A 26,410-nucleotide genomic window follows, 5' to 3' on the forward strand; every position below is an offset into this window, starting at 1 on the left:
CCCCGAGCTGGACTACAACGGGCGCAAGCACCGCCGGGCCATGGACGACGCCACCTTGTGGGACATGGCCCGCCGCATCCCGACGGCGCTCGCCCAGTCGGCCCGGCTGGCCTGGTCCGTCGACCGACGGATGACGATCACGATCCTCCTGTGCCAGGTGCTGTCCGGCCTCGGCACCGCCGTCATGCTCACCGCGGTCTCCAGAGCGCTGCCCCACCTCGCCACCGCCGACGCCCGCACCGGGCTCCGGCAGGCCTGGCCGGCACTGACCGTCGCGGTCGTCGCGATGGCCATGGGTTCGGGTATGTGGATCCTCGCGGACTGGGCGACCCGCCGCCTCAATCCGAAGATCGCCTCGGCCGCCGATCTCACCCTGGTCGACCTCCACATGAGAGCCGAGCTCTCGGCGTACGACACCGAAGGGTTCACCGACCGGAGCCAAGCCGCGGAGATCGGGGCGCTGCGCGCGGTCGACCTCGCCGACGACGCCAAGACGCTCACCAACGGCTTCGTGCAACTGGTGTCCGCCGCGACCGTCCTCACCTCCCTCCACCCTCTGCTCCTGGGCGTGTTGCTGCTGTCGGTCGTTCCGAGGGGCCTGGGCGGAGTCATCGCCGCGCGGATCGACTATCGCGTCCACGACCGCACCCTCTCCGCCCGCAACGTGCGCGGCATGATGCGCTGGTGGCTCACCACCTCTGAACTCGCCGACGAACTGCGCGCGAACACGATGCGCCCCTACCTGCACTCCTGGTACCGGGCGATGTGCGACCGGGTCGAGGGACGCGAACTCCAGGGTGCCCGGCCGTACTTGCTGGTGACGCTCCTCGCGGCTTCCCTGGCAGGCCTGTTCACGCTCGGCATGTGGGTCTCCTTGGCGACGCTCGTCGTCTCGGGAGCCATGTCGACGGCGATCGCCGGAACCGCCGTCGTCGCCTCGCAGACGGCCGGCCGCGCCCTCAACTCGATCGTGCGGTACGGCGCGGTGATGTTCCACCACGGCCTCTACCTCAGCGACTACTACACCTTCGTCGACGAAGTCCGCTCCATGACCACCGCCCGCGGCACCACCCGGGCCCAGGCGCCGCAGCAGATCCGCCTGTCCGAGGCCGAGTTCACGTATCCCAACAAGGACGCCCCCGCCTTGCACCCGATCACTCTCACCCTCAACCGCGGCGAGGTCGTCGCGCTGGTCGGCGAGAACGGCGCCGGCAAGTCGACCCTGATCCGCCTGCTCACCGGGCTGACCGTGCCGACCGGCGGAACCGTCCGGTGGGACGACACCGACCTCGCCACGGCCGACGCCGAGTCCGTCTGGCGGCACGTCGGCCTCGTCCCCCAGAAGAACGGGCACTGGCCGCTGCGCGCCCGGGAGAACATCACCCTGGGCCAGCCCCGCGAGCACGGGGACGAACGCGTCTGGGACGCCGCGGAACGCGTCGGGATGGCCAAGGTCCTCGAAGGGCTCCCGGATCAGCTCGACACCCTGCTGGCCCGCTCGGTATGGGGCGGGCACGAGCTGTCCGGCGGTCAGTGGCAGCGTCTGGCCTGCGCGCGGGCGATGTACCGGGAGCCGGCCGTGCTCGTCCTGGACGAGCCGACCAGCGAGATGGACGCCCGCGGCGAGCACCTGATCTTCCGCGAGCTCCGCGAGATGGCCCCGGACCGCATCACCGTGGTCGTCACACACCGCTTGGACAACGTGAGAATGGCCGACCGCGTCATCGTCCTCGACGGCGGACGCATCCGCGAGGAGGGCACCTTCGATGCCCTCGTCGCCACTGAGGGGAGCCTCTTGGGCGAGCTGTACGCGCTCGCCCAGGACCGCTGACCTCTCACCCAGCAGGCGGGGCCGCGTGCGGACGCGGCCCCGCCCACTGATCGATTCTCCGGCAATGTCAACTTTCACGTTTCCCGGACGGGCATATTTTCCCCCTGCACCACCTCTGTTCCATCCCTTTCCGGCAGCGGGGTGACTTCGACTGCGGTCATTCGTTGGGAACGGTGGCACTGCGTTCGGCAGATAGTTCATCTTTGCGCCCTCCTCGCGCCCCCTGCTTCACCGCTGACGGTTGACCGCCGATAGGCGCGGAATGAATAGGGGCAGGGATTCGCCACACCATGACGCGTGCGGGTCATGGGCGCTTCGACTGGTTGGAACCACAGGGGGACACACGTGTTGAATGAGTCCATTGTCGCTTTAGCGGCGGCAGGGGGCGCTGCCGTCGTGCAGGCTGCGGGAACAGACGCCTGGGCTGCCGCGAGGGAGCGCATACGGCAGGTGTTCTCGAGGCATCACGACCGCGGCCGTCACGCCGCGCTGCTACTGGACCGCATGGAATCGGAGCTGACTGCCGAGCCAGCGCCTGCCGCTCAGGATCTTCTGCGGAACCAGTGGCGAGGCGTGTGGCACGGATACTTGGAGAGCTGGCTGGAGCAGCTTCCACATTCCGAGCGCGCGGTCCTGGTGGATGATTTGAGGAGTGCTTCCGCCGCAGCGGGAAAGTCCGACCGGACAGGGGACGTGCAGGTCGGCCGGGACGTCACCGTGCGGGCCGAAAGCGGGTCGGTGGCCTCCGCATCACTTCGTGTCGAGGGAGGAATTCATCTCTCCGCCCCTTTTACCGGCCCCGCACAGCCGGGGAGGTAGAGCCGGGCGGTGCGATGGCGCGTTTCGGCACGGTGGCCGCCGAGAACCTGAACATCGCCCATGTGGTGGTGAGCGGGCAGGGCGACGTGTCAGAGGGTGACGTCACGCTGGCGGCGCCTGTCGGGGAGCGTGATTGGCGGATCCCGCTGCGGGGTCGTGAAGAACTGGTGGCCCGGTTGACGCGGTTGTGGCAGCAGCCGGGTGACGGCCTCTTGCACGTGCTGCACGGTATGAGTGGGATCGGAAAGACGGCCGTGGCCCTGGAGATGGTGATGCGGGTCCGCGCCGGAGCCGGCGGGCGTGCACCTGCCGAGCGGGTGTTCTGGGTGGACGGGCGGCACGAGGCGGCATTCGTGTCGGGCATGCGGGCGGTGGCCCGGCAGATGGAGGTCGGCACGCAGGAGGTCCACGGCGGCGGGGTCGTCGATGCGCTGTGGGAACGTCTGGAAAGCTCGCCGCACCGGTGGCTGCTGATCGTGGACGGCGTCGAGGATCTGTCCCTGTTGGACGGCCCTGGACGTCTCACCGCCGGAACGGGCTGGGTCCGTCCACACGGCTGTCCGGCGGGACTGGTGGTGATCACCTCTCCGTGCGGCATCGCCCGGCTGTGGGGAGGCGGCGCGCTGCTCCACGCCGTGGGTCCGCTGGCCTTGGAGGAGGCGGCGAGTGTGTTACTGGACCATACGGGTGGATCGGCGGGCACGCGGACGGAGGCCTGCCGGTTGGCGCACCGCCTGGGCGGACTTCCGCTGGCACTGCGGCTCGCGGCCTCGTACCTTTCGGAGGCTGTCGCCATGCCGCGGTCATTACGCAGTGACCACACGCCGGTGGACTTCACCGGATTTCGACTGGCTCTCGATCAGTATGGGATCGACCTGAATCCGGCTGCGGCAGTCGCCGGCGCATGGCGGATGTCGGTGGAGCTGCTGCAGCGTCAAGGTCTGGTCCACGCACCGTATCTGGTGCGCCTCCTTGCCTCCTTCAGCGCGGCGCCGATCCCCTACACGCTCCTGCTGCGGCCGGCCGTGCTGAGTGCCCTGCCCGGTGGCTCCGGTCTCGACGGAACCACGGTCTGGCGCACCTTGCAGGAGTTGGCCGCATTGCAGCTCGTCGAACTCGACGGTTCTGCACCGAAGCACGAAGGACCCCTCTGCGTGAGTCTGCATCCGTTGATCCGTGACATCGCCCGCGCCGGGTCCCCGTCCACCGTTCCGGTGGCTCTGATGGAACGCGTACTGAGCCTCAAAGAGGTGGAAGAGGCGCCGGAGAACCCTGCGGCGTGGCCCGTGTGGCGGGCACTGGCCCCGCACTGCCTGGATCTGCTGCGGCAGGGACGCTCGGAGGCCGCTGGATTCAGCCCGGCAGAACGCGAGGTGTGCGCGGAGGCAGCCGAGCGGGCGGCACGATTCCTGCAGGCGCAGGGCATGCACAAGCAGGCACGCGAGAGCCTGGAAGGGGTGCTGGCACTCAGAGTCCGCCTGGGCGCCGACGACCTCAGTACGGCGACCACACGGCACAGCCTGGCGCTCGTCCTGCACAGTCTGGGCGAATGGGAGGCGGCCCAAGCCTTGTATACGCAAGTGTGGCAGGCACTCTCGAACGGCAGGGGGGCATCTCACACCCATACCCTCAAAGTGCGGCACGAGCTGGGGCGCGTCCTGCTGGACCAAGGTCAGTTGCAGCAGGCCCAGGAACACCTTCGGGCCGTGCGCGAGACGCGTGAGCAAATCGGCGGAGCGGAGGACCCGGACGCCCTGACAGCCCGCCACGAACTGGCGCGCGTACTGCACGGGATGGACCGGTGGGCCGAGGCCCGCGAGGAGTACGAGGCCTTGCTGGTCCTGCAGCAGCAAGTCTCGGGGGCCGGGCATCCCCGGACGGTGACCGTGCGGCACAACTACGCCTGCCTGCTGCAGGACATGGGCCTGCCCGAACAGGCGCACGAGGAATGTGAGCAGGCGCTTGCGGCGCGACGATCACTGTACGGGGACGATCACGGACTGACGTTGAGTACGGGGTATCTGCTGGCCGTCATCCTGCGCGCGAGGACCCGGACCAGAGAGGCACGCGCGACCCTTGAGGATGTGGGCGAGCGGTGCCGGGAACGATTGGGTGAGCTTCATCCCCAGACAGTGCGATGCAAGTCGCTGCTTCAGCGATGGGACGATCTGGATCATAAGGCCTGCCCTACACCCGACAGGTAAGACTGTCATACCGTCAGATGACCTGTGGCTGCGGTAACTTTGCCACCGTGTATCGGGCGACCAGACCGCCTCCCTGAGCCATAGGCAAACTTGCCTATAAACACGACACGCGGGACAGATCACCCCATCGGGACGGTCACGCACTACAGTGAACACACACGAACACGACACAACACTCTCGCGCTTCCGCCGAGCCGGGTTTCCGGGTTCCGACGATGCGCCGAGCCCTTCAGGTCCCGACTACCTGAAGGCCAGAGCTTCCGCCGGAAGCGGCGTGGATCGGGGGGTGGAATCGCCTTGCTCGGTGGGCGGGGGATCGGGTTCCCCACCATTTTTTGACACTCGGACGTTCCCCTCTCCGGTCATTCGTATAAGAATGCTTAATACGTGACTGGGGCTCAGAAGCTACGCCCCCGGACGGAAGTCGGCGACAGGACCGTTCCTGCGGAATCACCGGCCGCGAATCGGGAATCCCGGCCTGACCCACCGGCGGACACCACGTGATTTCCCCATCACGCAACCCAACAGGGGTTCCGCGTCACCATACCTTCCGCTGCGGCACGCCTCAGGCAGCCACGCCGAGCTGATCGTTTACATCACGCGGAGAGCCCTCATCAGCCCGTTCACCTGCGGGGCAAGGACGCGCAAGGTCACTGGATCAGGTTACGACGAGTCGCGTCGCCCACTCGCGCTCCACGTCGAGTAGGTCCTCGAGTTCACCGGAGCGCTGTTCCGAATGCACCGCCGACAGACCGGCGTATTGCATGAGACCGGTCGCACAATGAGCACTCAACCACGGTACGTGCGGCTGAATATGGCGATAAGTCAGCGATCACAGCTCAGGGGCCATTCCTGCCCGTAATGGCACTTCAGACTTGAAAGGTTGCGCACACCTTCGCCACCCTTCGAGCCAGGGCACGAGGAAATGAAATCCCGCGCTGACCCGACGGCGGGCACGCCGACCACCCGGGGTACGGAGAACCGGTTGCCGTCAGTCCTTGCGGGCCAGCCCCGCGGCGATGAGGTGTTCCCAGACGGTGAGTTCCCTTGCGCCGCCGGCGTTCCACGGGTTGTCGTTGTCCACCTCTGCGGGGCGCCACAGCGAGGCGGCTACGACTCCGGGGTCGAGGATCTCCAGACCGTCCAGCAGGGACGCGATCTCCTGGTCGGTACGCCAGCGGCCACGGCCGAACGTCTGCTGGAGGACCTTCTCCGCCTCGGCCGTCTCCGGGTTGTTGCCGGAACGGAAGTGGCTGACGAAGAAGTAGCTTCCGGAGGGCACGCGGTCGCGCCAGAAGCGGACGATCCCGGCAGGGTCCTCCTCGTCGTTGACGTGATGGAGGATGGCACTGAACACGACGGCCACCGGGCGGTCGAAGTCGATCATTTCCCGGGTCTCGGGGTGGTTGTAGACGGCTTCGGGGTCTCGGACGTCGGCCTCGATGACCCGGGTCCTGTCGTTCTCCTCCAGCAAGGCGCGCCCATGGACGAGCACTTGGGGGTCGATGTCGACGTAGACCACGCGTGACTCCGGGGTATGGCGCTGCGCGACCTGGTGCACGTTGTCGGCGGTCGGCAGACCGCTGCCCAGGTCGATGAACTGGGTCACCTCGGTGGTCGTCGCGATCTCCGCGACCGCCCGGGTCAACGCGGAGCGGTTGGCGAAGGCGATCGCAACGGAGCCGGGAAGATCACGCTTGAACACGTCGCCGATCTCCCGGTCCACGGCGTAGTTATCCTTGCCTCCCAGCAGATAGTCGTACACACGCGCAATGCTGGGCTTTGTGGCGTCGATCGAGGTGCCTTCGCTCGTCATGACGACCATCCTCCCCCGCGAGAGAACGTGCTGCCCAGCACTTTGGACCATCGAACTGGCAAGTTCTGCCGCTTCGTTGATCCCGGGACGGCCACCCCGTACGGTTCTGGAGTTCCCGCACGGTGCCGGGTGACGCCGATGTGATGTGGAGGGATCTCACCCCCCTACGGCAGGCACGCGGTACCCGAGCCGCTCCGCTAGCGGGCGTCTCCGCAAGATGAGCACATGACCGAAAGCGAAGCTGATCTGCTGGAGTTGCTGCGTGAGCTCGATGATCCGCAGTGGCTGGAGCGGCCGCAGAACTACGACCGTGGAGCGATCGCCGTCCACTTCGGTGGTCTGGTGGCCCGGCTCGAAGGTGACTTCGCGGCTCGCTGCACGGCGGAGCAGGACACTCAGGACTCCAGCGAATACGGACGTGTCGTCGTGCCCGGCGAGTCGACTGTATGCGGAACCCGGATCGTCGTTTGTGTGAGCAAGTTCGGCTCATTGGCGCTCGTGTGCGCGGACAACCCCGGCGCCTTCCTCGGGACGGAGGAAGCACAGGCTGAGGGCGAACTGGACGGAGCCGACCTCGCCAGGGTCAACCATGCGCTGGCCGAACTCGGCTATGTCGTGATGGCCGAAGAACTCCTGGAGAGCGACTACGACGGGCCGAGCCGTCTGCCGTCGCATGTTCAACGGCCGACCTGGTGGGCTCGCTTCTTCGGCTTCTTCTGACGATCATTCCGACAGGGGCAGGCCAGTTCCTTCTCCTACACCGCTGCGGATTCCGGCCGGTCATGGAAAATGAGCTTGCGTCGCGTGACGCGGCTGCTCTGGCTGAGTGCCGACGTCGACGCGGGCATCAGGATCACCGGGCGGATGAGGAAGACTGGACGGATGCGTCACGATCCCGGCGGACTCCTGTTCATAGCGCTCGGCCTGGCACTCGTCGCCGCCGGCTTCCTCTGGCGGGGACGTGTCGCACGCCCCTTCGCGATGAAGCGGGCCCAAGCGGCCGCGATCCGGGATCGTTCCAGAAACCTGCTGCGTTGTGCGGACACGGCGATCGCAGAAGCACGCGGCGCGGCCACACAGGGCGAACCGGCCATCGTCACGGTCAAGGACGTGGTCAGGGTGGCACGTCAGCGCTACGGGCACCTCTCCGTGGATCACGAGGAAGCATCTGCCGCCCTACGCAGGCGCTATGCGGCCGCCGACTGCCAAGCGGACTGCATGACCGACGCTTTCAGCTGAGACCCCTGTGGCGCCGGCAACAGCCGTACCGACAGTCGCTGACAGAGCAGACTCCGGAGATTCAAGCGGAAAACACCGCGACGCCGCCCACGCCGCATCTCGCCGGGAGCGGCACGACGACCTGAAAGTCGCGCTCGAAAGCGGCCATGTCAGCTCGGCCGCTGCCGGCCTCGGCTCGCTGCAGCCGACCCGACGGGAGCCCGGCAGGGCGGGCGTCCTTGGGTGGCCTCGCTCCGGCCGTCGGTTCAGTGGCCGCGCTGGCTCTATGGCTCTGAATCCCTGGAAGCACGACTCTGGCACCACCGTACGCGCGATCGGCCCTGGGCTACGGGCTCGCCATGACACCCTGCCCGTCGCGGACTGCCCTTTCGACTGGTCCGTCGAAGGGCGACTGAAGCGGGCGCGGGCGGCGGCGGGCCGGACACACCCGGCGGACTGGCACAAAGGCACGCAGAGGTTCGGCACGGTCGAGCGCGCACTCGGCCCACTGGCCGACATTCCGCCCGTCGACCGCCTCGTGGCGTGCCACGGAGACGCTTGCGCTCCCAACACCCTTGTCGGCGCGGACGGCGCGTGCGGCGGACACGTCGACCTGTGCGCGCTCGGCCTCGCGGACCGTTGGGCCGACCTCGCGGTTGCCACATGGAGTACGCAGTGGAACTGCGGTCCGGGATGGGAAGAGCCTCCGCTCGATGCCTACGGGGTCGAGCCGGACCGGGAACGGATCATGTACATCCGGCTGTTGTCCGGCTGAGCGGGCGGTTCCGCTGCCGAGTCCGGGGTCGGGGGCTCCCCGCGGTCGGTGACCGGGAAGAGGGTTTCCTCTTACGGCGGGATCGGAGGGTCGAGGATGTCGCGGAGGCGGGCAATGCCTTGGCGCCACTTCGACCCGTCCGGAACCTCGTCCCACAGCTCGGCGATTTCGGACAGCTCGGCGATCACCTGATCCAGGGCGTCGACAGCGAGTGTTCGGAGGTCGGCGGGGAACTCCGGCAGCGGTTCCGACGGGCCGTAGACGGAACAGGCGGGTTCGCCGTCGGGCTGCTGGGCGACGACCAGGGCCACCGCGGCAACAGCTCGCTCGGCGTCGGGGGTGTTCAGGTAGTCCCCGGGGTCCGCGGCGGCGTGTACGAACTCGATTGGGCCTGTCAACCGCCCCTCCAGCAGGGGCCCCCATCGCGTCAGCGGCCCCCCGGCCCGGAATCCACCGTCAGAAATCGGGTGTCACGGGATGCGTCATGGCGGGCGGCTGCGCTCCGTTGACACTCACCGTGACGAGTGTGTGCAGGTCGGCCCTCACGAGCGTCCCGTGGCCGTTCTTGATCTCCGCGTTCTGGATGCTCATCATGTACTTGCCCGGAATGTGGTCCGGAGCGCGGATCACGCCGGGCCCCTCCGCCCATCGGAGAGTGACGGACTCCAGGCAGGGCAGTCGCCCGAGGGACTCCAGGTCTCGCTCCCCCATCCGAAGCGGCAGACGCCCGTAGACGGAGAGCCTCTTGAGGCTCCGGGAACCGGGAAGACTCTCGAAGTCAAGAACCGAGTCGGGACCGACGTGGATGTCGAGGTCCTCCAGTTCGTCCATCCCTTCGAGCCACTCCAGGGAGATCCGGTCGTCCGCGGGCGCAATCTGCAGCCGCCGCACCCCGGGAAAGGCCTCGCAGAGGCTCTCCAGGGGCAGCAGTCCGGCCAGCCTGAGATCGCGGAGCCTCGGAAGGTGCGGGAAGTCCGCTCGTAGTGCTGTGGCCAGGTTGCCCTGGTCGACGGTCAGCGAATTGAGCCGCTGCTGCCGGGAGAGGCCCTCCATGGTCCGGAGCGGGAGGCCCTTGAGGGTCAGCCGGGTCAGCGCCAGTCCGTCCAGCACTCCGAGATCGGTCAGCCCCGAGCAATCGACGAGTTCCAGGTCGGTCAGCAGTCGGAACGCGGCCAGCATGCCGTGCCCCGCGGCCTCGCCGCGGTCGCCGCCCAGGAACAGCTTTCGTATCGTCGCCGCCGGTAGATGGCCGAGGTACTCCGCGAAGACCGTCTCGCCGGTGCAGATGAAATGGCCGCTTCTGTCCAGCCGACCGCTGGCCCTGGCCTGGGCGGCGTCCACCACACGGACGACGAAGTCCGACTGGGTCAGGACCATCTCCGCGTATTCGTCCGGATCGAACTCGGACCAGGCCTCGACGATGTCGGAACGCACCGCCTCGTCCTCGGTACCCGCGTATTGGGAGATGACACGCACAGCCCCGGTTCCACCGATCAGCGCGGCGGCGCGGACGACGGATCGCGCTTGCATCGGCGTGAGCCCGTCCGGCCCCGGCAACAGCTCCAACAGGAACGGCCCTACCTGCGAAAGCCGTTCGGCCTGCTCCAGGGTCGCCGGCGGGACGATGTCCGCAGCCGTCGACTCGATCATCCGACGGATGTCCGGATCGACCTCCGCAGAGTGCTCCAGGCACACCAGGCCGAGCAGATGCAGACGGGCGCTGAACTCGGGTTCGTTCTGGGCACGTTCCATGATCTTTTGGAGGAACTCGTCGCGTTCTCTTGGGCGGCAGTGTCCGACGGCCATCCTTATGGCGTCCTCCCAAAGCGCGTCGTGCGCCCGCTGCACCAGAAAGTCGAAGTCCTCGTCGTCCACGGCGGCTCGTGCGCCCAGATAGTCCTGGAAGGTCCGGTGGATGAACTCCACCGTCTCGGAACTGGGTTCCCTCAGAACACCGGAACGGTTGATGAGATGACTGAGCATCTGGGGTACCGGATCCCGGCGCGGTCCCGCTCCAGCGCCGGCGCCCGCACCCGACATCCTGGGCAACGCCTCGCGGATCATCCGCGCGAACGTGCCGGTCGACGTCTCCGACTGGCCGTTCCTCATCAGCCAGTAGGCGAGCCGCTGGAGCAGCAGCCGCTGCTCCTCCTCGTCCAGGGTGATCCGCTCCGGTCCCGAGACGTAGCGCTGTTCGTCCCGCTCCGACAGCAGCATGCGCAACGCCGCCTCGTACAGAGCCTGCCGGCCCTTGGGCAGCCGTCCGCGACGGTCCCTGTTGAGAGCGCACACCACCGCGCACATGAGCGGGTTCGACGCGATGCGCGCCAGGTCGGGCTTGAGATCGATGGTCTCCAGGAGCTTCTCCTGGTACGTCTCCAGCTCCGCGCGGGCAAGTGTCTCGTCGGCGGCGATGGTTGTCCGTGTGGCCTGATGCCAACGGTTCACGAAGAGCCGGACGTCCCGGCGCTTCATCGGGCTCAGGGCGAACTCGACGAACCGCTCACGGGCCAACCAGGCATCGGGCACCGACGAGGGACGGGCAGTGACGACACAGACGGTCTGCGGGAAGAGCTGGAGCAGTTCGCGGAGCCAGGCATGGGCCTGCTGACGGAACTCCTCGGTCACCTCGTCGATCCCGTCGACCATGAGCAGAGCACGTCCGCTTTTCATGATCCGTACCACCCAGCCCTGCGGCTCACTTCCCGCCAGCAGGTGGCCGGTCGCCTCCAGGAACGCGTTCGGTCTCGGCAGACCCTCGGGCCTTCTGGCCAGCGTGCGCAGGGGCAGGACGAAGGGAACCTTGCCGTTCAGCGATTCCAGAGTTCGCGAGAACCCCTGCTGGGCGGTCGTGACCGCCAGCCACTGGACGAGCGTGGTCTTGCCCGATCCGGCCACACCGCGGACGAAGACGCGCTCCTGTCCGGCCAGGGCGGCCTCCGTCGGCAAGGCGGTGTGAGACGAGTGCGGGATGTGCGCGCGGCGCGCGGCGGGCAGCCATTCGGCTTCCACGCCGCCATTCGGTGCGTATCGTCCGCCTTGGACCATCTCAAGGTGCGTGTATGCCATGTCCAGCGGCCACGAACTGTTCTTCATGTCCTTCAGGTCGATCCCGAAGACGGTCAACTGCGCGTACCGCTTGGCGATGCTGTCCCCGTACTCGATCTCGAACTGCCGGTCCAGCACGGACTCGGCGGTGATCCGGTCGAGGACCTGCAGCACACCGAGGTCGAGGCTCTTCAGGATCTGCACCGACCTCAGCAGGGCGAGCTGGGAGAACTCCGGCTGTTCGGAGAAGAATTCAAGGATGTGCAGAGAGCAGACACGCAAGATGTTGTCGTAGAAGACGACGGCGTCCGCAGACATCTCTTTCTCGTTCGGGGGCTTGTCGGCCCGTAGCCGCTTCGCCAACGCCTGGTGGTCGAATCCGGCCTCTTCCACCATGGCCATGTCCAGCTCGCCCAGGCTCATGAGCGTGGCGACCAGCGCCTCCGATATCAGCCGCCGTTCGTCGCTCAGCCCTTCGAGCTCCCGGTCGGTTCCGATGGTCTTGTCGACCAGCTCGGACACGAGCCGGCGCATCCTGTCCTCAGTCACGGTCAGCTGCATTCCGCCCCAGGCGACGCGCTGGGCCAGGGGGGTGACACCCTCGACCAGGCCCGCTCCGGGCGTCCGGGCGACAAGGATCTTGTTGGCCAGCGGGCGGGCGAGCAGCGAAGCGGCCCGCCCTGCCAGAGTTGCCATGAAGTCCATGCTCGTTCTCGTTCCCTTCCCCCGAGCGAGCGGGACGGGCTGACAGCCCCCGTCGGCACCTGCCGAAGTCCCGGTCCCCGTGTCGCACTGGACCTGACTCCTACCCCGCAACGTGGTCCGGCCAACGGCCATGTCCCGCGGCTCGCTTCGGATACGAGCGAGGAAAGGGCGACGAAGCCTCATGGTCGCGGCTGTGGGCAACACGGACAAGCCGGGCGCTGATCTGCCTGATACGGCGGCCCTGTGGGATTCCGGGGACCCCTGCTCTAGAGCAGACGCAGAACGCCGACCACCTTGCCGAGAATGCGGGCGTCGTCGCCGGGGATCGGGGCGAAGGACGTGTTACGGGGCATCAGCCAGACCTGGCCGTCCTGGCGGTGCAGGACCTTGACGGTGGCCTCGTCCTCCAGCAGGGCGGCGACGATGTCGCCGTGTTCGGCGCTGTCCTGCTTGCGGACGGTCACGATGTCGCCGTCGCAGATCGCCGCGTCGATCATGCTGTCGCCGGACACGGTCAGGGCGAACAGCTCGCCCTCGCCGACCACCTGGCGGGGCAGGAAGTAGACGTCCTCGACCATCTCGTCGGCGAGCAGTGGCGCGCCTGCGGCGATCCGTCCGACGAGCGGCACCTCGGCCGGCTGCGAGCTCCGGGTGGCGAGATCGGGCGCCCAGGAGGGACGTACGCGGTAGGCCCGGGGACGGTGGGGGTCGCGGTAGAGGACTCCCTTGTTCTCCAGTGCGCCCAGTTGGTGGGAGACCGAGCTGGTGCTGGAGAGGTCCACGGCCTGGCCGATCTCGCGCATCGACGGCGGGTAGCCCTGCCGGGCGACGGCCTCCGTGATGCAGCGGACGATGGCCGCCTGGCGGGCGGTCAGCTCACCCTCGACGGCTTGTACGCCCGGGGGTCGTCCCCGGCGTACTGGCGCACTGTTCTCCATCCCCGGGCCCCTCCGTGTCAAGATCCTCGCGGAACCTGACTTTAACCCGCCATCCAGTGCAAACGGAACGCCGGGAGGGGAATTCCGAGCCGCGGTGACGCGAAACAGGCTCGGCCCGGGGTCGGCAGGCACTCACCAGTGCGGTGTCGGCACGCTCGGCGCGTCGTCGTCGCCCTCGCGCACCGGGCGCGGAGGCTGGTCGAGGATCTCGCGGGCCGCGGCTCCGTCGCCACCGGCTCGGCGCTGCCGCCCCCGCACTCGTTGGCCCAGCACGGTGAAGCGTTCGATGAGCAGGGCGAATGCGCCTTTGGCCGGTTTCACAGTGATTCCTTCCGGGTGGGTCTGGGAAACTCCATCGCACATCTGAACAATGGACACAGCAGCGGGCTGTTGAGGTGTTCTGGCTGATGAGGGGGTTGGGTGGGCGGCATCGGTGAGGACGGCACGGTTCCGGACCTTCGTACGACGGCTGGGTGGCCGTCGCACGAGACGCAGTTGTCCGAGGACGCCGTCCGGGTGTTCCGGTGGGTGAGCGACCAGGGGTCGTGCGACGCCGGGACGCTGGGCGCGAGGCTCGGGCTGGCGGAGAGCCGGACGGCCGCGGCGGTGGCGACCCTGACCGAACTTCTGCTCCTGCGCCGACTGCCCGGGAACCCCGACCAGTTCGTGGCGGTGGCGCCGGACGCGGCCCTGGCCGCACTGGTCGCGCCCAGGGAGGCGGGGTTGCGGCGGCAGCTCGCCGAGATCGATCGGCTGCGGGCGGAGCTTTCCCTCCTGGCGCCGTTCTATGCGGAAGGCCGGCGGCAGTGGCAGGGGCGGGCGCCGCTGACGGAGGTCACGGACCTGAAGACCGTCGTGGGAATGATCACCGAGGCGACGATGCGGTGCCGGAAGGAGGTCCGCACCTGTCACCCCGGCGGCGGCCGCTCCCCCGCGCTCCTGGAGCAGGCGTTCATCCAGGACCGCGACATGCTGCGCCGGGGCATACGCATGCGCACGCTGTACCAGCACACGGCCCGCTACCACCTGCCCACGCAGGAATACGCGCGGCGCATGACCGACGAGGGCGCCGAGATCAGGACACTGAGCGAACTGTTCGGCCGCATGGTCGCCTTCGACGGGGAGACCGTGTTCATCCCGCACCAGGACGACCTGGACGCGGCGATCGTCATCCAGGAGCCCTCCACGGTCTCGTATCTCTGCGCGACCTTCGATCATGCCTGGTCCCTGGCCGAGCCCTATCACCCCGCCTGGACGGAGAGTTCGGCGCGGGACGAGGTGAAGCAGGCCATCGTGCGGCTGCTGGCCGAGGGCATGAAGGACGAGATGGTGGCGCGGCGGCTGGGGATGTCGCTGCGCACCTGCCGCAAGCACATCGCCGAGATCATGGAGCAGTTGGGCGCGGCCAGCCGCTTCCAGGCCGGGTATCTGGCCCGTGTGCAGTCCTCCGGTCCCGCCTCGGCGACCACGGGCGGAGCCTGAGCAGCTTGCCGCGGCAAGCCTCGTACGGCTGGAGGCCGAACAACTCGGCGGCACGTACGGGCTCAGGGTGGGGCCGCGAAGTCTCGCCTCCCCGGCGACGCCTGGCACGCCCTAGCACCGCTCTCCCGACGCGGCCGCCTGCTCTCGCGCGAACAGCAGGGTCAGCCAGGGGAGTTCGTAACGCACCTCCTCCGGGGCCGCGGCCAGATGCGCGGTCACCTCGGGCAGGGAGGGCGGGGGCAGGACGCCGACGTCGATCAGTTCCTCCAGGGAGCGTTGCGCGGCCCGCCCGTTCGTGCCCAGGACGCGGGCGGCGGCGGGGAGGGCGAAGGAAGCGTCCGGCAGTGCGGCCAGCGCGTGGAGGGAGTCGCGGGCGGGGGCGGGCAGTCGGGCCCAGGCCCCGGCGAGCCGGGCGCGGACCCCGAGGCCCCCGGACGCGAGTTCGTCCAAGGCCTCCTGAGGATGTTCGAGGCGGTCCGCGTACTGGCCGAGCGGCATGTGGCGCAGCACGGACAGGCGGTTTCCGGCCGCTCGCAGGGCGAACGGCCGGAATCCCGTGGCGGCGACGATACGTACGGCCGCGGTGTGCTCGGCGGTCAGCCGCGTGCGCCCGATGATCGTGCCGAGCAGGTCCAGGCCCTCCTCGGGCGACAGCGGCGGGAGTTCGACCCGGTGCGCGGACTCGAGACAGGGCAGCCGCTCGCGGGAGGTGACCAGCGCCGCGGCGGTGCCCGACGGCGGCAGCAGCGGGCCGAGGGCGGTGGCGTCGGGCGCGTCGTCCAGGAGGAGCAGGATGCGGCGTCCGGACAGCCAGGAGCGCCAGACGGTGGCGGCTTCCTCCCGGCCGGCGGGCAGCCGCTCGGTGCACCCGAGGGAGCGGGCCAGCTCCGTCAGCACCGATGCCCAAGGGCGCGTCGAGCCGTCCTCGGCGCACAGCCGGGTGGCGACCACGCCGTCCGGGTAGTGCGCGGCGAGGCGGTGCGCGACATGGACGGCGAACGCGGTCTTCCCGACGCCGACCGCGCCGGTGATCAGGACCGGGGGCCCGCCCTCGGTCTCCAACTGGGCTCGGACAGTGTCCAGTTCCCCCGTGCGCCCCGTGAAGTCGGCAAGGTCCGGCGGGAGGAGCATCCGTGACCCGGCGGTGCCGCTGCGCGGCCGGGGCGGGGCCATGTCGTCCAGGAGGGAGCGGTAGGCGCGTTGCAGTGCCGCGCCGGGTTCCAGACCAAGTTCCCGGGACAGCCGCTGACGGCAGTCGTCGTAGGCGGCCAGCGCCTCGGTCCTGCGGCCGACGTGGTGCAGCGCGGTGAGCTGGGCGGCGCGCAGCCGTTCGCGCAGCGGGTGACGGCTCACCATCTCGTCCACGGTGTCCGCGACCGGGCCCGGGTCGCCGATCTCGAGCTGCGCTTCCGCCCAGGCCTCGTAGACGGCCAGTCGCCGGGCCCGCTGCCGTTCGACGGCGGCGCGCAGCACGTCGGCACGGGGAGCCAGGTCGCTGAAGGGGTCGTGCCGCCACAGGTCGAGCGCCTGACGGTACGTACGGGCGGCGTGGCTCGGGGCGCCCGCGCGTGCCTCGGTGTCGCCGCGCCGGGCGAGTTCGTCGAAGCGGAGGGTGTCGCATTCCTCCGCGGTGAGGTGCAGTACGTAGCCGCCAGGACCGTGGCTCAGCCGGCCGAGGTCGTCGGGGTCGAGCACCCGGCGCAGGGTCGACACGTACGCCTGGAGGTTCTTGCGGGCCGTGCGGGGCGGGTCGTCCGGCCAGACGGCGTCGGTCAGTTCCTCCACCGACACCGGGGCGTTGGGGCGGGTGAGCAGGACCGCCAGGACGAGGCGTTGCTTCAACGGTCCGAGTGCGAGGGGCAGACCGCCGCGGGAGGCCCGCAGGGGGCCCAGGAGGGTGAGCCGTAAGAGGGCGGAGGTGACGGATTCCCTGCCGTTGCCGGCGGCGATGTCCCCGTCGTTGTCGTCGGCGTTCCCCCTGCCGTTGCCGTCAGCGGTCTCCCTGCCGACGGTGGTGGCGGTCTCCCCGCCGATGTTCCCGGCGGGCTCTCGCGGAATTCCGGGATCCGACGCCACGCCGCGGCTTTCCGTGAGGACGTCAGCCATCTCGGCCCCTCAGCCCCTTCCCCAGCCGGTGTCGGGGTCTTCGGAGTTCTGACAGAGGAAAGGAATTCTGTGCACGAAAGCCTCCGAGGAGCCGCAGGGGGTGAGGGAATCCGTGAGGAGCCGTGAACCTTCGGGAATTCGATCGAATTCCTTCGGCCTTCACAGGATGCGCACGGGCCGGTTCCGGGGCCATGGACTCGAGGATGGCTCAAGGTGCATGCAGCAACGCACCCGCCGGGATGGAAGGCAAATAGGAGCACAAAAGGTAGTAATCGACCCTGCCCAGGACCGTCTCCGGCGCTGGTCGGGCCCACCTCCGCGTACCGGCCTCGAACCGCCCGCGAACCGCGACCGAACCGGTCCCGCGCACGCTGGGGCCGCACGCCCCGGTGGCCTACGGAGGTGACGAGATGCGGCTGGCGGAGATCATCGAGCTACGTCCGGTACCGGCTGCCGGGCTCCTCGCCACCCTCACCAGGCGCTGCCCGCTGAGCTGCGCGCATTGCTCCACCTCGTCGGGGCCGCGCGGCGAGGACACGCCGGCGGAGGCGTTGCGCCGCTTCGTCGGCGGCTTCACTCCCGCCGACCGCCCGGAAGTGCTCATGCTCACGGGTGGCGAGCCCCTGTTGCGGCCCGCGCTCGTGGCGGACCTCGCGGCGCTCGCCGCGACGGCCGGAACGCGGACGTCGGTCCTGAGCGGCATGTTCTTCGCCGCCGACGGCCGGGTGCCCGCGCGCATCCTGAGCGCCCTGCGGCACGTCGCCCACTTCTCGGCGAGCATCGACGTGTTCCACGAACGTGAAGTTCCGCGCGCCGCTGTCTTTCGCGCGATGCACCGCATCAGGGAAAGCGGAATCGCCGTGAGTTTCCACGTCGCGGGCACCACGGCGGACGACGCCTATCTCGCGGACATCACCGCCTCCATTCGTACGGAATTTGACGACCAGGCGGCCGTTCTCGTGAATCACATACGACCCGTGGGGCGAGCGGCGGGCTGGGCGGCCGCGCGAACCGTGCCGCTGCGGGGTGGCCAGGCCCCGGGTCCGCCGCGAGACGCCGAGTCCGTGAGCCTCTCCGCGGTGCCGCCAGCACCGTGCGCGATGGCGGCCTGGCCGACAGTGGCCTTCGACGGCACCGTCGCGGCGTGCTGCAACCAGCGTGTGGTGGACGGCCGCCCCGTACCGGAGCACCTGCGCCTGGGGCACATCGCGCAGGACGACTGGGCCGCGATACGGCGCCGGTGCGTGGAGTCGCCGGTGCTGCGCACCATCCGTACGGCCGGAGTCGGATCATGTACGGACTGCCGCGGCCTGGCCCGACGCCCGGCGGCTCTCGACGCGGCCGAACGGTCCGGTTCGCGCCCCGCGGCCGGCGCGATGGACATGCTCGGCGCGCGCCTCCAGCACGACGCCGGGGCCGCCTCGCTGCTGCGACGGTACGGAAGCGACCGGTACGCACCGCTCGTGCTGCTCGGTCGCCCGGGGGACGGGGAGGCTTCCACGTGAGCGCACCTGCCGTCACGCGCCTGCGGCTCGAACTGTCCCTCGTGCAGCCGGTGTTGTGGGCCGCCTCCGCCCGCATGTGGCATTCCGACCCGGGGCTCCCCGGCCGCTACCGCCGCTACCTGCGCGCCATGCACCAGGTGATCCGCGCCTCCGTTCCGTTGATGGAGCGGGCCGCCGCCCGCTGCGAGGCGCTGACCGGGGACCCGGTGGCGCGGCCACTCGCGCCATACCTGCGGGCGCACGCCGAGGAGGAACGAGGGCACGACGAGTGGCTGCTCGCCGACGCGGCGGCGACCGGGGCGCCGCCCGACGAGCTGACCGACAGCGTGCCGCCGCCCCAGGTGGCCGCCCTGGTCGGGGCTCAGTACTACTGGCTCGAGCACAGCCATCCGGTGGCTCTGCTCGGCTACATCGCGGTACTGGAGGGCAACGCGCCCGCACCCGGACTGGCCGGCCGGCTGGCCCGCGAGACCGGGCTGCCCGATACCGCCTTCGAGACCGTACGCCTCCACGCGGACCTCGACGACGGGCACAGCGCCGACCTGGACCGGCTGGTGGAGCGGCTGCCTCTGGACGCCGCGCAGCGTTCCCTCGTCGCCGTCAGCGCGCTGCACACGGTCGCCTCCCTCGCCGAGCTGTTCGACCGCATCACCGCGGCACCAACCGAAGGGGAGAGCACCGATGACTGACTCCGCACCCGATCACGAGCGTCTCCGCGCGCTGGAGGACGCCGGGTTCCCGCTGCACAGCCTCTCTCCCGAGCAGCGAGAGGTGCTCCAGGACCTCAGCGCACAGGAGTTGACCCTCCTGCTGGACCTGAAGCAGCGGCTGGACGCGGCCGAGCCGGAGGTGCAGGCGCACAGCGAGATCGCCGGCGGAGCGCTGTTCTGATGACCGCGGCGATGACCGGCGGCACGCGCATGAAGTGCCCGCAGTGTCCCGAACCCCCGCCGGACGGCGCGGCGTTCTGCCCCCGGTGCGGAACCGCGTGCGTGGCCGCGGGCGACGCCGCCGCGGCCGAGGAGCGTCGGGTGGTGACCGTCCTCTTCTGCGACCTCGTCGGCTCGACGGCCTTGTCCGGGCGGCTCGACCCGGAGACCCTGCGCACGGTCACCCTCCGGTACTTCGCGCTGATGCGGGCGCGGATCGAGGAACACGGCGGCACGGTGGAGAAGTTCATCGGCGATGCCGTGATGGCCGTGTTCGGCGTACCCGTGCGCCACGAGGACGACGCCCACCGGGCGCTGGCCGCCGCACGCGGCATGGTCACCGGCCTCGACAGACTCAACGCCGAGCTGGAACGGGAACACGGCGTACGGCTGGCCGTCCGCATCGGCGTGAACACCGGTGAGGTGGTGGTCAGCGTCGATCCCGCCGCCCGGCAGGCTCTGGTGTCCGGCGAGGTCGTCAACATCGCGGCCCGGCTCGAACAGCACGCGGGCGCGGGGGACATCCTCATCGGTCCGGCCACGCTGCACGCCGCCGGTCCCACGGCGGTCACCGAGTCCGCCGGAGCGCTGTCCCTCAAGGGAGTCGGGGCCCCTTTCCCGGCCCACCGCCTGGTCGACCTGCACGAGGACGACCCGGAACGGGTACGCCGGTTCGACACCCCCTTCATCGGGCGCGACCAGGAACTCGCCGAACTCCGTCTCCTGTCACGCAAGTTGGAGACGGACCCGCGTTCGTACCTGGTGACCGTCTACGGCGAGGCCGGCCTCGGCAAGACGCGCCTGCTGCGCGAGTGGCTGCGGGACTCCCCGGCGTACGGTGAGGGCCGGTGCCGCCCCTACGGCGAGACCGGCTCGCTGTCGCCGCTCGCCGAAGCCCTACGTCAGGTTCTCGCGGCCGTCGGCGAGGACGCGGCCCTCGCCCAACTCCCCGCCCCCGAGCGGACGGAGGCGCAACAGGCACTGCGTCTGCTGCGGACCGGCCTCCTCGCGGACGGCACGCCCAGTCCCTCGGCGGACGACACCCTCATGGCCCTGGCCTGTCTCCTCGACGCGCTGTCCCGTGAACGGCCCGTGGTGCTGGTCCTCGACGACTGCCACTGGGCGTCCGAACCGCTGCTCGACATGGCGGACCGGTTGCTGGACGAGCTCGACCGCTCCCCCGTGGCGCTGGTGTGCATCGCGCGTCCGGAACTGCTGGAGACCCGTCCCGGCTGGGGCAGCGGGCGCATGCGGTCCGCGTCGCTGATGCTCACGCCCCTCACCCGGGACCAGGCCGCCGCCCTCGCCGGCGAGCTCGTCGAGGTGGCGGCCCACCGGCAGGGCGTACTGGAGGGTGTGCTGGAGGGCGCGCTCGACCGCGCCGAGGGCAATCCGCTGTACCTGGAACATCTGACGGCCATGGCCGCCGAGTGCGACGACCTGCCGCTGACCGTGCACGCCCTGCTCGGCGCCCGCATCGACGCGCTGCCGCCCGAGGAGCGGACGCTGTTGCAGGTAGCCGCCGTCCTGGGCCGGGAGTTCCAGCGCGCCGACCTGACCGAACTGGCCACCGTCGAGGAACCCGTGAGCCCGGCGGAGTCCCCCGGCGGCCTGCTGCGCGGCCTCGTACGACGGCGGCTCATCGAGTCCGGCGGCCGCTCCCGGTCCACCGGCTCCCTTCTCCGGTTCGGCAGCGCTCTGGTGCAGGAGACGGCGTACCGCGGTATGGCCAAGAAGGTGCGGGCCCGGCGGCACGAGCACGCCGCCCGGGTCCTCGTCCGCCACGACGCGGGGGACGCCGCTGTCGGCTCCCATCTGGCCCGCGCCCACCGTCTGCTCACCGAACTGGGCGTCCACGACGACGACACCGACACGTTGCGCGCTCGCGCCGCCGGTCTGCTCACCCGGGCCGGAGCCGCCGCCCTGGCACGCTCCGACCTCCCGTGGGCCGACGACCTGCTCACCCAGGCCCTGGACCTGGCCACCCCCGGCGAGCCCGTCGCCCGCGAGGCCGCCCGCCGGCTCGGCGAGACGAAGGTCGCCCGGGGTGAGCCGGAACGCGGCCGGGAACTGCTGACGGACGCGCTCGACGCGGCGGACCGGGCCGGTGATCCGCTCGGCGCCGCCCATGCCCGCCTCGCCCTCACCGCGCTCGACCCCCGGCACGGATCCGCGGCCGAGGTCGCCGAGGCCGCGCTCCCGCTGTTCACCCGGGCGGGCGACGACCAGGGCATCGCCCGGGCCTGTGTCCGTATCGCCCAGGACCGTCAGCGGCGCGGACTGCACGCCGAGGCCGAGGAACTGCTCCACCGGGCCCTGGACCACGCCGACCGAGCCGACGCCGAACCCGAACGCGCGCTGGCGCTCGGCGCAATCGGCATCTCCCTGTGGCGCGGCCCCACCCCGGTCGCTCGGGCCGTGGCACGCTGCGAGGAACTGCTGACGGCCCACGGCGCCGGCCGGCCGACCGTCCGTGCCACGCTCGGCTGCCCGCTCGCCGTGCTCCTGGCCCTGGAGGGCCGCCCCGACGAGGCACACGAGCGGCTGGCCGAGGCGGCGCGCCTGGCCCGCGGCCTCGGCTACGCGGAGAGCGCGCTGTTCATCCCGCTGTTCGCGGCGGAGGTCGAGGCGCTGACCGGCACACCGGCCCGGGGTCTGACCCTCCTTGAGGAGGCGGCACGCGCGGGCCGCGAACTCGGCGCCACGGGTGCCCTGCCCGGCATCGCCCGGGAGCGGGCGCGAATCCTCCTGGACCGGGGAGAACCGCCGGAGGCGCCGGCCCTGCCGGACCCCGAGCCGTCCGGCCTGCCTCCTGCCGAGTCCGCCGACGCCTACGGACTGCGAGCCCGCGCCCTGGCACTCGCCGGGGACCCGGACCTCGCGCGCGCCTGCGCGGACCGCGCCGTCGCCGCGGCCGGTGAGACGGACTCCCCGCTCGTACGGGGCACCGCGGCCCTCGACCGGGCTCACACGCTGCGCGCGCTCGGTCTGACCGCGGAGGCGGCGCGGGAGGCGCACACGGCGCGGGAGCACTTCGCCGCCAAGGGACACCGGCCGGGCACGGACCGCGCGTCCGCGCTCGCCGACGAGATGACGGCCACGGTCCGGGGCGCGGAACGCCCGGCCCGACGGGAAGGCAGGACCTGATGACCACAGGAACGGCGGCAGGGCTCACCTGGAGTCTGCGTGACCGCTCCCCCGAAGACCTCACGATGCTCGCCGACACGGTGCCGGATCTGCCCGCCGATCCCTCGGAGTGGTCGGACGGCGCCGGGGTGCGGGTGTGCGTGGTCGACACCGGGGTCGAGTGCGGCCACCCCTCGGTCGGCATCGTCCAGGGCTCCTACGAGGTGGCGCCCGCCCCCGACGGAGGCCTGCACGTCATCGACAGCGGCCGATTGCCCGACGGCGCCGGCGACGGCTGCGGCCACGGAACGGCCTGCGCGGGCATCGTCCGGCGCGTGGCGCCGGAATGCGAGCTGTACAGCGTGCGGGTGCTGGGCGAGGGCTTCACCGGCACGGGCGAGGCCCTGCTCACCGGGTTGCGGTGGGCCGTCGACCAGGGCTTCGACGTGGTCAACCTCAGTCTGTCCACGACCCGTCCGAAGTTCCTCGAAACGCTACGAGCCCTGGCCGACCAGGCGTTCTTCACCGGGACCACACTCGTGGCCTCCGCCCACAACACCCCCGTGGAGAGCTTCCCCTGGCGGTTCTCGTCCGTCATCTCGGTCGGCACACACCGCGAGGACGACTCCGGTCTCTTCCTCTACAACCCCGCGCCACCCGTCGAGTTCTTCGCCCCCGGCCAGAACGTGCAGGTGGCCTGGACCGGCGGCAAGACCATCCGCACCACGGGCAACAGTTTCGCCACCCCCTTCATCAGCGGGATGTGCGCACGCCTGCTCGGCACCCGCCCGAAGCTGACACCTTTCCAGATCAAACACGCGCTCTACCTCTCCGCCGCGAACGTGCGCATCGGCGAACCAGGAACCCGAGGTGAAAGATGACCCAGTCCCCCGGCCTCGTCCCCGCCACCGGCGTGGACCCCGCGACGCGCGTCGGCAGCGCCGAGCACGATCTGCTGCAGTCCGTCGTCGACACCGCGCGGGCCATCTTCGGTGCCGCGGCGAGTTCCGTCCTGTTGCACGACCGGGAGACCGACGAACTGGTCTTCCAGGCCGTGGCCGGAGAGGGAGAGGAGTCCCTCGTGGGCTCGCGGTTCCCCGCCGGCCGGGGTCTGGCGGGCTGGGTGCTCGTCTCGGGCGAACCCATGATCGCGGACGATCTCCGGGAACAGAGCATGTTCGCCAAGGACGTCGCGAAGTCGACCGGCTACGTACCCGACGCTCTCATGGCAGCACCGCTCGCCCATCGCGACCGGGTGCTCGGCGTCCTCGAAGTACTCGACCCCGCCGAGCAGTCCCGGTCCAGCCTCTCCGAACTCGACCTTCTCGCACTCTTCGCCCGTCAGGCCGCCGCGGCTCTCGCGGTCATCGCCGACCGGCGCCACGAGGAGACACCGTCGGCGGTCCGCGCACGGGGCCTGGAACTGGTGGCCGCGCTACGGGACGTACTGCTCGAAGGAGTACCACCGCATGCGTCGCCGGAGGGGTGAGGCGAGGCTGTCGCACATTTCGTGGGGGCTGTCGCCCATTCCGAGGCGGCAGCCCCTTCGTCCCGCCCGGCCAGGGCGCTGGGACGGGCGAGGTCCGCGCCGGCGAAAGTGGTTTGCGGGCCTGGACGGCGCGTGGATAGCGTCGTCGGCTGTGACCCCCACTCTGCGCACCGAGCGGCTTCTCCTGGAGCCGTACGTCCCCGAGGACGAAGACGACTTCGTCGCTCTGTTCCAGGACACCAGAGTGTCACGGTGGATGGGTGACGGCCCGTCCTCCGCATCAGCGGACCGGGCCCTGTTCGGACGGATCTTCACGAAGGTCTATGCCCAGTACCTGTTCGACGTCTGGGCTGTTCGCCGCGACGGGCTCCTGGTCGGCCATGCCGAGATCAAGCCGACCGACGTCGTCGGAGGCTACGAGATCATCTACGCTCTCGCGCCGGCAGCCTGGGGGTCCGGCCTGGGGACCGAGCTGGCAGAGGCGGTCGTCGCCCATGGCTTCGGCACTCTCGGACTGACCAAGGTGTACGCCACCGTGGCCGCGCCGAACGAGGCCTCGCTGACCCTGCTGCGCAGAATGGGCTTCGAGCATGTCCGGGACATCGAAGAGGATGACGGCAGCACCACCCTCGTGCTGGTTCGCTCTCGTTCAGCGTGCCGCTGACTCCACCGCGTCCGCGGCGCGGGACTCGCTCTTGCCGTCGGCGAGCGCGGCGCCGATCTCCTTTGCGCGTGACCTGAGTTGGGGGTCGTGTGCTGTCTCCTCGATCGCAGTGCGCAGGTCCGTGGCGGGAGTTCCGGGCTCCGGCAGCCTTCGGGCGACGCCGGCGCGCAAGCAGGCGGCGGCCAGGACCTGCTGCTCCGAGCCGTTGGGGGCGACGAGCAGAGGTTTGCCGTGAAGGAGAGCGGCGAGTACGGGGGCGGAGGTCGCGTTCGTCAGGACGAGGTCGGATCGGTCGACCAGTGGGCCCATCCAAGGACGGCGGCCGACGACCAGGTCGGCGCCCTCTGCCGCTTCGGGGGCGCCCGAGCGTCCGAGTTCCACGACGGCCCGGTAAGTGCCCGCGGTGAAGGCCTCGTTGAGGCGGGGCCAGAGGGAAGTGCCGCCGAAGGTACGGCCGAGGTGGACGTAGGCCAGAGGCTTGGAGTCCGGCAGCGGTTCGGCGGACCGGGGCTCCGGCTCCCACCAGCAGGGGCCGACATGCCGTACGGCCGGGGGAAGTTCGGCGTCGGCCGGTTCCAGCACGGGGTGGCCGCGCAGCAGGAAGGCGGTGCCGAGCAGCGGGGTGTCGGGGTGGCGGTCGTGCCGTGGCGCGAGGCCGGCGGCTGCCCGTAGCGCTTGGTAGTGCTTCAGGGTCTCCGTCAGCCGCCAGGTGCGGTCGTGCGTGTCCGCCGGGCCGGCGCCTCCGGAGCGGTAGGGCCACAGGTGTGCGGCGAGTCCGAGCACGACCACCGGCAGTCCGGCGGCCTCGGCGGCCACGAGCGCGCCGTGGTTGAGCACGGAGGTCAGCAGGACGTCGGGCCGCAGCCGCCGGACCGCCCGCGCCACCTCCGTGTACTGCTCGGCGCCGCGTACCGTCCAGTGGGCCACGGACAGGGCCGCGTCGTCGGGGGCGGCGGACACATCCAGGCCCGCCTCGGTCACCACCGGCGCGGCTCGCGGCCCGGCGAGGACGTGCACGGTGTGGGAACGGCGGCGCAGTTCGCGGCCCACCGCGAGTGCGGGGTACAGGTAGCCCGGGTCGCCCAGCGGGCACAGGAGCACATTCATCGGCGTCCCTTCATGGATACCCGTCCCCTACGGTCGGGGAGGAAACGAAACCGCCTCGGATCAGGGGAGACATAAGTTGGTTCGCCTTCAAGGCCGTTTGGCTGGTGGCTATGCCCGATTGGCGTCAATTGGCGACACGCTGAGGCTGTAGTGTTTGGGGCATGCGGGCCGTTCATGTGAAGCGGGCCTTCAAGTACCGCTTCTATCCGACCGATGTGCAGGCCGCCGAGTTGTTGCGCACGTTCGGCTGTGTGCGCAAGGTCTACAACCTGGCTCTTGCGGTGCGCACGGAGGCGTGGACGCGGCAGGAGCGGGTGAACTACAACCAGACGTCGGCGATGCTGACGGCCTGGAAGAAGACCGAGGAACTCGCATACCTCAACGAGGTCTCCTCGGTGCCGCTCCAACAGGTTCTGCGGCACCTCCAGGCGGCGTTCACCAACTTCTATGGCAAACGCGCCCGATATCCTCGCTTCAAGTCGCGGAAGAGATCGCGGAAGTCGGCGGAATACACCACTAGTGCGTTCCGGTTCCATGACGGCAGGCTGACCCTGGCGAAGATGGCGGAGCCGCTCGACATCGTGTGGTCCCGTGCGCTCCCCGTCGGTGTATCGCCGTCCACGGTGACGGTGTCGCAGGACGCGGTCG

21 protein-coding genes are annotated in these 26,410 nt (G+C 70.1%); 14 read left to right on the forward strand and 7 right to left on the reverse strand.

What is annotated here, in order from left to right:
• The first annotated feature begins 64 nt into the window (after positions 1 to 64).
• Together ACWEBX_RS07915 and ACWEBX_RS07920 are read left to right on the forward strand one after the other, a co-directional pair.
• Entirely contained in the window at positions 65 to 1,831 is a 1,767-nt protein-coding gene (locus ACWEBX_RS07915; protein ID WP_451884054.1) for an ATP-binding cassette domain-containing protein, read from the forward strand.
• 833 nt (positions 1,832 to 2,664) lie between these two features.
• Positions 2,665 to 4,854: a tetratricopeptide repeat protein gene (locus tag ACWEBX_RS07920; protein ID WP_451884032.1), complete on the forward strand. Its 2,190-nt coding sequence runs from the start codon at positions 2,665 to 2,667 to the stop codon at positions 4,852 to 4,854.
• Between the two features lie 991 nt (positions 4,855 to 5,845).
• Here ACWEBX_RS07920 and ACWEBX_RS07925 read toward each other — a convergent pair.
• Positions 5,846 to 6,679, reverse strand: coding sequence for an SAM-dependent methyltransferase (locus tag ACWEBX_RS07925; RefSeq protein ID WP_451884033.1), 834 nt, complete (start codon positions 6,677 to 6,679; stop codon positions 5,846 to 5,848).
• A 216-nt stretch (positions 6,680 to 6,895) separates the two neighbouring features.
• Between ACWEBX_RS07925 and ACWEBX_RS07930 the strand changes: the two genes are divergently transcribed.
• From ACWEBX_RS07930 to ACWEBX_RS07940, 3 genes are all read left to right on the forward strand, one after another.
• On the forward strand, positions 6,896 to 7,390 hold the full coding sequence (locus ACWEBX_RS07930; protein ID WP_451884034.1) for a hypothetical protein: 495 nt from the start codon (positions 6,896 to 6,898) through the stop codon (positions 7,388 to 7,390).
• 84 nt (positions 7,391 to 7,474) lie between these two features.
• Complete coding sequence (locus ACWEBX_RS07935; RefSeq protein WP_451884035.1) at positions 7,475 to 7,909, forward strand: hypothetical protein; 435 nt, start codon at positions 7,475 to 7,477, stop codon at positions 7,907 to 7,909.
• 265 nt (positions 7,910 to 8,174) lie between these two features.
• On the forward strand, positions 8,175 to 8,663 hold the full coding sequence (locus ACWEBX_RS07940; protein ID WP_451884036.1) for a phosphotransferase: 489 nt from the start codon (positions 8,175 to 8,177) through the stop codon (positions 8,661 to 8,663).
• A gap of 71 nt (positions 8,664 to 8,734) precedes the next feature.
• Here the strand turns inward: ACWEBX_RS07940 and ACWEBX_RS07945 are convergent, their stop codons facing one another.
• The 4 genes from ACWEBX_RS07945 to ACWEBX_RS07960 form a co-directional block, all read right to left on the reverse strand.
• Positions 8,735 to 9,061, reverse strand: coding sequence for a DUF4259 domain-containing protein (locus ACWEBX_RS07945; RefSeq protein ID WP_451884037.1), 327 nt, complete (start codon positions 9,059 to 9,061; stop codon positions 8,735 to 8,737).
• A 58-nt stretch (positions 9,062 to 9,119) separates the two neighbouring features.
• Positions 9,120 to 12,407, reverse strand: a complete 3,288-nt coding sequence (locus ACWEBX_RS07950) for an NACHT domain-containing protein (protein ID WP_451884038.1) — start codon at positions 12,405 to 12,407, stop codon at positions 9,120 to 9,122.
• A 275-nt stretch (positions 12,408 to 12,682) separates the two neighbouring features.
• On the reverse strand, positions 12,683 to 13,354 hold the full coding sequence (lexA, locus tag ACWEBX_RS07955; RefSeq protein ID WP_451884039.1) for a transcriptional repressor LexA: 672 nt from the start codon (positions 13,352 to 13,354) through the stop codon (positions 12,683 to 12,685).
• 132 nt (positions 13,355 to 13,486) lie between these two features.
• Entirely contained in the window at positions 13,487 to 13,675 is a 189-nt protein-coding gene (locus ACWEBX_RS07960; RefSeq protein WP_451884040.1) for a hypothetical protein, read from the reverse strand.
• 99 nt (positions 13,676 to 13,774) lie between these two features.
• Here ACWEBX_RS07960 and ACWEBX_RS07965 point away from each other — a divergent pair, with 99 nt between their 5' ends.
• Positions 13,775 to 14,836: a LuxR C-terminal-related transcriptional regulator gene (locus tag ACWEBX_RS07965; RefSeq protein ID WP_451884041.1), complete on the forward strand. Its 1,062-nt coding sequence runs from the start codon at positions 13,775 to 13,777 to the stop codon at positions 14,834 to 14,836.
• A gap of 111 nt (positions 14,837 to 14,947) precedes the next feature.
• Here ACWEBX_RS07965 and ACWEBX_RS07970 read toward each other — a convergent pair whose 3' ends face one another.
• The gene (locus tag ACWEBX_RS07970; RefSeq protein WP_451884042.1) at positions 14,948 to 16,942 is read right to left on the reverse strand and encodes a BTAD domain-containing putative transcriptional regulator; all 1,995 of its coding nucleotides are present in this window, start codon (positions 16,940 to 16,942) and stop codon (positions 14,948 to 14,950) included.
• A 410-nt stretch (positions 16,943 to 17,352) separates the two neighbouring features.
• On the opposite strand from ACWEBX_RS07970, the gene ACWEBX_RS07975 reads away from it, so the two are divergent.
• The 7 genes from ACWEBX_RS07975 (at position 17,353) to ACWEBX_RS08005 (ending at position 24,655) form a co-directional block, all read left to right on the forward strand.
• Entirely contained in the window at positions 17,353 to 18,447 is a 1,095-nt protein-coding gene (locus ACWEBX_RS07975; RefSeq protein WP_451884043.1) for a radical SAM protein, read from the forward strand.
• Positions 18,444 to 19,136, forward strand: a complete 693-nt coding sequence (locus ACWEBX_RS07980; protein WP_451884044.1) for an iron-containing redox enzyme family protein — start codon at positions 18,444 to 18,446, stop codon at positions 19,134 to 19,136. Before ACWEBX_RS07975 ends, ACWEBX_RS07980 begins: the two co-directional genes overlap by 4 nt.
• Positions 19,129 to 19,338, forward strand: a complete 210-nt coding sequence (locus ACWEBX_RS07985; protein WP_369480547.1) for an aroma-sacti cluster domain-containing protein — start codon at positions 19,129 to 19,131, stop codon at positions 19,336 to 19,338. The genes ACWEBX_RS07980 and ACWEBX_RS07985 overlap by 8 nt, the downstream gene beginning before the upstream one ends.
• Positions 19,338 to 22,523 carry an AAA family ATPase gene (locus tag ACWEBX_RS07990; RefSeq protein ID WP_451884045.1) on the forward strand — a complete coding sequence of 1,062 codons (3,186 nt, stop codon included), beginning with the start codon at positions 19,338 to 19,340 and terminating at the stop codon, positions 22,521 to 22,523. Before ACWEBX_RS07985 ends, ACWEBX_RS07990 begins: the two co-directional genes overlap by 1 nt.
• Complete coding sequence (locus ACWEBX_RS07995; RefSeq protein WP_451884046.1) at positions 22,523 to 23,383, forward strand: S8 family peptidase; 861 nt, start codon at positions 22,523 to 22,525, stop codon at positions 23,381 to 23,383. The genes ACWEBX_RS07990 and ACWEBX_RS07995 overlap by 1 nt, the downstream gene beginning before the upstream one ends.
• On the forward strand, positions 23,380 to 23,991 hold the full coding sequence (locus ACWEBX_RS08000) for a GAF domain-containing protein (RefSeq protein ID WP_451884047.1): 612 nt from the start codon (positions 23,380 to 23,382) through the stop codon (positions 23,989 to 23,991). Before ACWEBX_RS07995 ends, ACWEBX_RS08000 begins: the two co-directional genes overlap by 4 nt.
• Before the next feature lie 151 nt (positions 23,992 to 24,142).
• Positions 24,143 to 24,655, forward strand: a complete 513-nt coding sequence (locus ACWEBX_RS08005; protein WP_451884048.1) for a GNAT family N-acetyltransferase — start codon at positions 24,143 to 24,145, stop codon at positions 24,653 to 24,655.
• Here the strand turns inward: ACWEBX_RS08005 and ACWEBX_RS08010 are convergent.
• Positions 24,641 to 25,762 (reverse strand): glycosyltransferase, encoded by a 1,122-nt coding sequence (locus tag ACWEBX_RS08010; protein ID WP_451884049.1) that lies wholly within the window; start codon positions 25,760 to 25,762, stop codon positions 24,641 to 24,643. The genes ACWEBX_RS08005 and ACWEBX_RS08010 overlap by 15 nt on opposite strands.
• Before the next feature lie 161 nt (positions 25,763 to 25,923).
• On the opposite strand from ACWEBX_RS08010, the gene ACWEBX_RS08015 reads away from it, so the two are divergent.
• Positions 25,924 to 26,410 (forward strand): RNA-guided endonuclease InsQ/TnpB family protein (locus ACWEBX_RS08015; protein WP_451884050.1); only part of this gene is annotated, 487 nt, incomplete at its 3' end.

It is taken from the genome of Streptomyces sp. NPDC005070 (genome assembly GCF_053600395.1).